We start from the raw sequence: 6530 nt of genomic DNA, 5'->3' as shown, positions 1-6530 counted from the left end.
GCTGATTCGTTTTCGCTTTTGAAACCAAAGCTTCGAAGCCATCCCGTGTCAGCGAGGTGGCATTATAGAGATTTCGATCACACTGGCAAGCCCTTTTTGAAGTTTTTCTCGTTTTTTTATTCGTTCGATTAAAAAGAGCACAAAACGCCTCAAAAGTAGGCTTTTCTCTTACATCTCTTGCAGTTTCTTAGAGAATAAAGAGACTTTTTCCCAGTTCGTGTACTCAACTTCCTTGGTTGTATCCGTTTCTCCACCTGTCATATTCATAATGAAGCGAATCATCGTTTTATCGAACCAGTTATAACGTGGGTAATAGAGGGCACCAGCAAATACACCGATTAACGTCGGCTGCCACGGAGACTTTATAAGAAACTTCTTAATATAGGCGCTACCTTCAGGAGTATCTTTGCCTTGGTCTTCTTTACGAGCTGTTAAGTTAACGCAAAAGAAAGCAACTTTGTTTGATTGCAACTGAGCAAGGTTGGCATCAATAAACTGATATAGCTTCTTATTAAGGTGGCCGTAACGAATAGATGCGCCAATCAAAACTCGGTCGTATTGAGCAAAGTCGACATTACCAACGGTGTGCAGATCTTGAAGCTCACATTCGAACTCATTCATTTCTTCTTTTACATAGTTCAAGATTTTCTTGGTCTGCCCTTCACGGCTTGAATACAAAAATAGAGCTTTTGCCACAATATGTCCTTAGCTACGCCAAAACGTAGGGGTCAATAAAATTAATAATGTGAATATCTCTAAACGGCCAAACAGCATGGATACGATTAACACCCATTTGGCCTTGTCATTCACATCGCCGAAGTGCATTGCCACTTCACCTAAGCCTGGACCAAGGTTATTCAATGTTGCAGCTACAGCAGAGAAAGCGCTTAGCTCATCCATCCCCGTAGCAATAAGAGCCAACATACAAACCACAAAAACTAATGCGTATGCAGAGAAGAAGCCCCAAACCGCATCAACGACACGTTGTGGTAGCGCCGAACCACCAACCTTGATGGTATAGACAGCACGCGGGTGAACAAGACGCTTCATTTCACGAGCACCCTGTAAAGTAAGCAGTAATATTCGAATGACTTTCATACCGCCACCCGTTGAACCTGCACAACCACCTATAAAAGAAGAGAACAGAAGCAACACAGGTAAGAATAGCGGCCACTCAGAGAAACCGGTGGTGGTGAAGCCTGCGGTTGTTGAAATAGATACTGTCTGGAACAAGGCTTGATCGAAAGCATCATAATACGAATCGTAAGAGTGATGATTCAGCAGTAATAAGAAACAAACTAAGAACAGGACGACTTGAATAAAGATAAAAGCGCGAAACTCAGGGTCTTTCCAGTAATATTTAGGATGCACGCCACCAGAAGCAAATGCCGCAAAGTGAAGAGAATAGTTACATGCAGATATAAGAAGGAACACGACCGTAATCATGTTGATAGCAGGGCTATTGAAATAACCCATACTTGCATCGTGAGTCGAGAACCCACCAATCGCAATAGTTGAGAAACTATGACTGATGGCATCAAAGAAACTCATGCCTGCAAGCCAAAATGCCATCGCACAAGCAATAGTTAAGCTTAAATAGATGTACCAGAGCGCTTTTGCCGTTTCAGCAATACGCGGGGTCATCTTACTGTCTTTTACTGGACCCGGTATTTCAGCACGATATAGCTGCATACCACCGATGCCCAGAACAGGAAGGATGGCTACCGCCAATACGATGATACCCATACCACCAAACCATTGCAGGAATTGGCGGTAAAATAGAATTGCTTTAGGGAGATCATCGAGGCCAACAATTACGGTTGCACCTGTCGTTGTTAATGCAGAAAACGATTCAAAAAAGGCATCAGTAACGGAAACGCTCGGATTATCCGCGATCAAAAACGGCAACGCACCAGCACTACCGATTACCGTCCAGAACAACACCACAATGAGAAAGCCATCTCGCGCCTTCAATTCATGTTTATAGCGTCGGTTTGGAAACCAGCAAGTTGCTCCACAAAATAATAGAACGAAGAAAGTCGTCACAAATGGCACACCCGCACCATCTCTATAGATCAGTGCGACGAGCGCAGGTGCGAGCATTGATACACTAAAAAGTGCTAATAATAATCCGACGATTCGAATGATTGAGCGAAATTGCATGAGCTATTGAACGAAGCGAAATGCTTCACACTTCCTAGTTGTCTTTGACTTTCGTTACCAGTGCCTTAGCACCGCTTTTATTGATCATGGTTTGGGTAAACGAATCTACCTGAAGGAGCTCTATTTCAATAATAAGCTCAACTTGAACACCATAATCCGCTTGGACTTCAACAGCCTGATGCTGAGCCATAATGGATTGCGCGATTGGCACAAAACCATAGTCTAACTCTAGCCGTAATTTTGTGGTTATTTTTTTCTCGATAGTTTGAAGCAGCTTGAGAGCTTGTTGCACTCCACCACCGTAAGCCTTTACTAGGCCACCCGTTCCAAGCTTGATTCCGCCAGAATAACGAGTAACAACAGCCGTCAGTTCACCAACACCAGAACCAGACAGTTGCGCCAAGATAGGCTTACCCGCAGTACCAGATGGCTCTCCATCGTCACTAAAGCCCCATTGCATTGAGTCTTCAGGTCGCCCTGCAGCAAAACCCCAACAATTATGTCGCGCTGATGAATGCTCTTTTTTTACCTGTTCTACGAACTGTTTAGCAGCTTCTACACTTGGAGTATGAGCAAGATGAGTAATGAAGACGCTCTTCTTTATCTCTTCTTCAAACAGAGCCGACGCTGACGGTATTAAATAGGGCTGTTCATTCATATCGTTAACTTAATTAATAAGAGCGGCGAAGTGTATCACGCGTGAATAATAAGGGTTAGAGGATCTGTGCCATCGCACAATGTTAAACAATTGTTTAAAAAATGTATTGAAATTCACCAAGCAGAGGTACAGACTAGAACAACTGGTCTTACCAGGTATTCTACAATAATAGAAAGATAACAAGATTCTCTCAAACAATCGTGGATTGTATGTCATGGAGATAGACAATGATTTACCAAGCTAACACCTTACAGGTAAAGGAATTACAAGATGGTATTGCAGAACTTAGCTTCTGTGCTCCGGCCTCTGTAAACAAACTCGACCTTGCTACTTTAGAATCACTAGATAAAGCGTTAGATGCTCTTAATGCTCACGCTGGATTACGTGGTTTAATCTTAACTTCAAACAAAGACGCGTTCATCGTAGGCGCAGACATCACTGAATTTCTTGGCCTATTTGCTAAGCCAGAAGCAGAACTTGATGAATGGTTAAGATTCGCTAATTCAATTTTCAGCAAGCTCGAAGACCTTCCTGTCCCAACTCTTTCAATGATGCGTGGCCATGCCCTTGGCGGCGGCTGTGAATGTGTACTCGCTACCGATTTCCGTATCGGTGACAAGACCACCAGCATAGGCCTACCAGAAACCAAACTTGGCATCATGCCTGGCTTTGGTGGTTGTGTGCGTCTGCCACGTGTTATCGGTGCTGACAGTGCAATGGAAATTATCACGCAAGGCAAAGCATGCCGTGCAGATGAAGCACTTAAAGTTGGCTTGTTAGATGCGATTGTTGAAACAGACCAACTATTAGAATCAGCGATTAACACTGTTTCTCTAGCAGCCAATGAAAAACTCGATTGGCAGCTACGTCGTAAACAAAAAACATCAGCGCTTTCATTAAGCAAACTAGAAGCGATGATGAGCTTTACCATGGCGAAAGGCTTAGTTGCTCAAAAAGCAGGGCCTCATTACCCAGCACCTATCACCTCGGTTATCGCTATCGAAGAAGCAGCACGTAGCGATCGCGATGCAGCACTAGACATCGAGCGTAAACACTTCGTTAAGCTAGCGAAATCTGAAGAAGCGAAAGCATTGGTCGGCTTATTCCTTAATGACCAATACATCAAAGGCCTAGCGAAACAAGCTGGTAAGTCTGCAAACAAAGCGACTGAACGAGCAGCGGTACTTGGTGCTGGCATCATGGGTGGCGGTATTGCTTACCAGTCAGCGTTAAAGGGCGTGCCAGTGATGATGAAAGACATCGCACAGGCGTCTCTAGATCTTGGTATGAACGAAGCATCTAAGCTGTTGAATAAACGCTTATCACGCGGTCGCCTAGATGGATTCAAGATGGCAGGCATTCTGTCTTCTATTACCCCAAGCTTACATTACGCAGGTGTTGAACAGTCAGATGTGATTGTGGAAGCCGTTGTAGAAAACCCTAAAGTAAAAGCAGCAGTACTGAGTGAAGTGGAAGGTCTGGTGGGTGAAGACACAGTTCTTACATCAAACACCTCAACGATTCCGATCAACCTGCTAGCAAAATCTCTAAAACGCCCAGAAAACTTCTGTGGTATGCACTTCTTTAACCCAGTACACCGCATGCCTTTGGTTGAGATCATCCGTGGCGAGCATACTTCAGAAGAAACCATTAATCGCGTGGTTGCTTACGCAGCGAAGATGGGTAAATCCCCTATCGTTGTTAATGATTGCCCAGGCTTCTTCGTTAACCGTGTACTTTTCCCTTACTTTGGCGGTTTCAGCATGTTGCTACGTGACGGTGCTGACTTCACTAAGATCGATAAAGTCATGGAGCGTAAGTTCGGTTGGCCAATGGGCCCTGCTTACTTGCTAGACGTTGTAGGTTTAGACACAGCACATCATGCACAAGCAGTAATGGCGCAAGGTTTCCCAGAGCGTATGGGCAAAGAAGGTCGTGATGCAATTGACGCACTTTACGTCGCTGAAAAATACGGCCAGAAGAACGGCAGCGGTTTCTACACGTATAGCGTAGACAAACGCGGTCGTCCTAAGAAGACATTCTCTGAAGACATTCTTCCTATCCTGGCTGACGTATGCCAACAACCACAAGACTTTGATGACCAGACAATTATCCAACGTGTGATGATTCCTATGATCAACGAAGTGGTGCTTTGTTTAGAAGAAGGCATCATCGCGACACCGCAAGAAGCGGATATGGCACTGGTTTACGGTTTAGGCTTCCCTCCATTCAGAGGCGGCGTATTCCGCTACTTAGACAGTGTGGGTATTGGTAACTTCGTTGAAATGGCGAAGAGCTACCAAGACTTAGGTGCAATGTACCAAGTTCCTCAACTATTGCTTGATATGGCAGCGAAAGGCGAAAGCTTTTACGACGGCCAACAAGCAAGTTCTCTGTAACCCACATTTGGAAAAGGAATAGCAAAATGAATAATGTAGTTGTTGTTGATTGCCTTCGTACCCCAATGGGACGTTCCAAAGGTGGAGCTTTCCGTCACACTCGTGCTGAAGATCTGTCGGCACATTTGATGAAAGGCATTTTAGAGCGCAACCCAGAAGTAAATCCTGTCGAAATTGAAGACATTTACTGGGGTTGTGTACAACAAACGCTAGAGCAAGGCTTCAACGTGGCTCGTAACGCCGCTTTGCTTGCTGGCCTACCGATTGAGATTGGTGCGGTAACGGTCAACCGTTTATGTGGTTCATCTATGCAAGCTTTGCATGATGCAACTCGCTCTATCATGGTTGGCGATGCTGAAATCTGCCTGATCGGTGGTGTCGAACACATGGGTCACGTACCAATGAACCATGGTGTTGATTTTCACCCTGGCATGTCTAAACACGTAGCGAAAGCTGCCGGTATGATGGGCCTAACCGCTGAGATGCTAGGCAAAATGCACGGTATTAGCCGTGAAGACCAAGATGCCTTCGCCGCTCGTTCACATGCTCGAGCTCAAGCAGCAACAGTAGAAGGTCGTTTCAAGAACGAAATCCTGCCAACCGAAGCTCACGCAGCAGACGGCTCTCTGTTCACTCTGGATTACGATGAAGTTATTCGCCCAGAAACAACAGTTGAAGGTCTATCTCAGCTGCGTCCTGTATTCGACCCAGCAAACGGAACGGTAACAGCAGGTACTTCATCAGCACTATCTGATGGTGCCTCTGCAATGCTTATCATGAGCGAAGAGAAAGCCAACGCACTTGGCCTGAAGATTCGCGCTCGCGTGAAGTCGATGGCTATCGCTGGCTGCGATCCTTCAATCATGGGTTACGGCCCAGTACCAGCAACTCAAAAAGCACTGAAACGTGCAGGCCTAACCATCGAAGATATGGGTGTGATTGAGCTAAACGAAGCGTTTGCTGCTCAATCTCTTCCATGTGCTAAAGATCTCGGTCTATTGGATGTAGTTGACGAGAAAGTTAACCTTAACGGCGGTGCGATTGCTCTTGGTCACCCACTAGGCTGTTCTGGTTCTCGTATCTCGACGACGCTAATCAACCTGATGGAAGCGCAAGACGTGAAATACGGCTTGGCGACCATGTGTATTGGTTTAGGCCAAGGTATTGCAACGGTATTTGAACGCCCATAGCGATCACTGGTTTTAATACTTGTAGGGTAATCTTTTGTGCAGCTATATTTATATAGCTGCACTTTTTATTACTTGGCATCCAACAATGCATCGATTGCGTTCAGCGAACTCAGCGAGAGA

The 6530-nt window shown here is 45.3% G+C and carries 5 protein-coding genes; 2 read left to right on the top strand and 3 right to left on the bottom strand.

From position 1 onward, the window contains the following. Window positions 1–168: 168 nt before the first annotated feature. The 3 genes from hemG to ACED28_RS10100 are packed head-to-tail and all read right to left on the bottom strand — an operon-like array spanning window position 169 to window position 2821. Complete coding sequence (gene hemG / locus ACED28_RS10110) at window positions 169–696, bottom strand: menaquinone-dependent protoporphyrinogen IX dehydrogenase (protein WP_371709767.1); 528 nt, start codon at window positions 694–696, stop codon at window positions 169–171. Between the two features lie 9 nt (window positions 697–705). Next, the gene (locus tag ACED28_RS10105) at window positions 706–2163 is read right to left on the bottom strand and encodes a TrkH family potassium uptake protein (RefSeq protein WP_017096585.1); all 1458 of its coding nucleotides are present in this window, start codon (window positions 2161–2163) and stop codon (window positions 706–708) included. Between the two features lie 34 nt (window positions 2164–2197). After that, window positions 2198–2821 carry a YigZ family protein gene (locus tag ACED28_RS10100; protein ID WP_009848168.1) on the bottom strand — a complete coding sequence of 208 codons (624 nt, stop codon included), beginning with the start codon at window positions 2819–2821 and terminating at the stop codon, window positions 2198–2200. Between the two features lie 227 nt (window positions 2822–3048). Between ACED28_RS10100 and fadB the strand changes: the two genes are divergently transcribed. Both fadB and fadA read left to right on the top strand, forming a co-directional pair. Continuing rightward, complete coding sequence (gene fadB / locus ACED28_RS10095) at window positions 3049–5220, top strand: fatty acid oxidation complex subunit alpha FadB (protein ID WP_009848167.1); 2172 nt, start codon at window positions 3049–3051, stop codon at window positions 5218–5220. Window positions 5221–5246: 26 nt separating this feature from the next. Beyond that, the gene (gene fadA / locus ACED28_RS10090) at window positions 5247–6410 is read left to right on the top strand and encodes an acetyl-CoA C-acyltransferase FadA (RefSeq protein WP_009848166.1); all 1164 of its coding nucleotides are present in this window, start codon (window positions 5247–5249) and stop codon (window positions 6408–6410) included. Window positions 6411–6530 lie beyond the last annotated feature (120 nt).

The sequence above is a fragment of the Vibrio sp. 1F253 genome, from assembly GCF_041439295.1.
In the GTDB taxonomy this organism is placed as follows: domain Bacteria; phylum Pseudomonadota; class Gammaproteobacteria; order Enterobacterales; family Vibrionaceae; genus Vibrio; species Vibrio tasmaniensis_A.
This window is presented reverse-complemented; position numbering and strand designations above follow the sequence as displayed.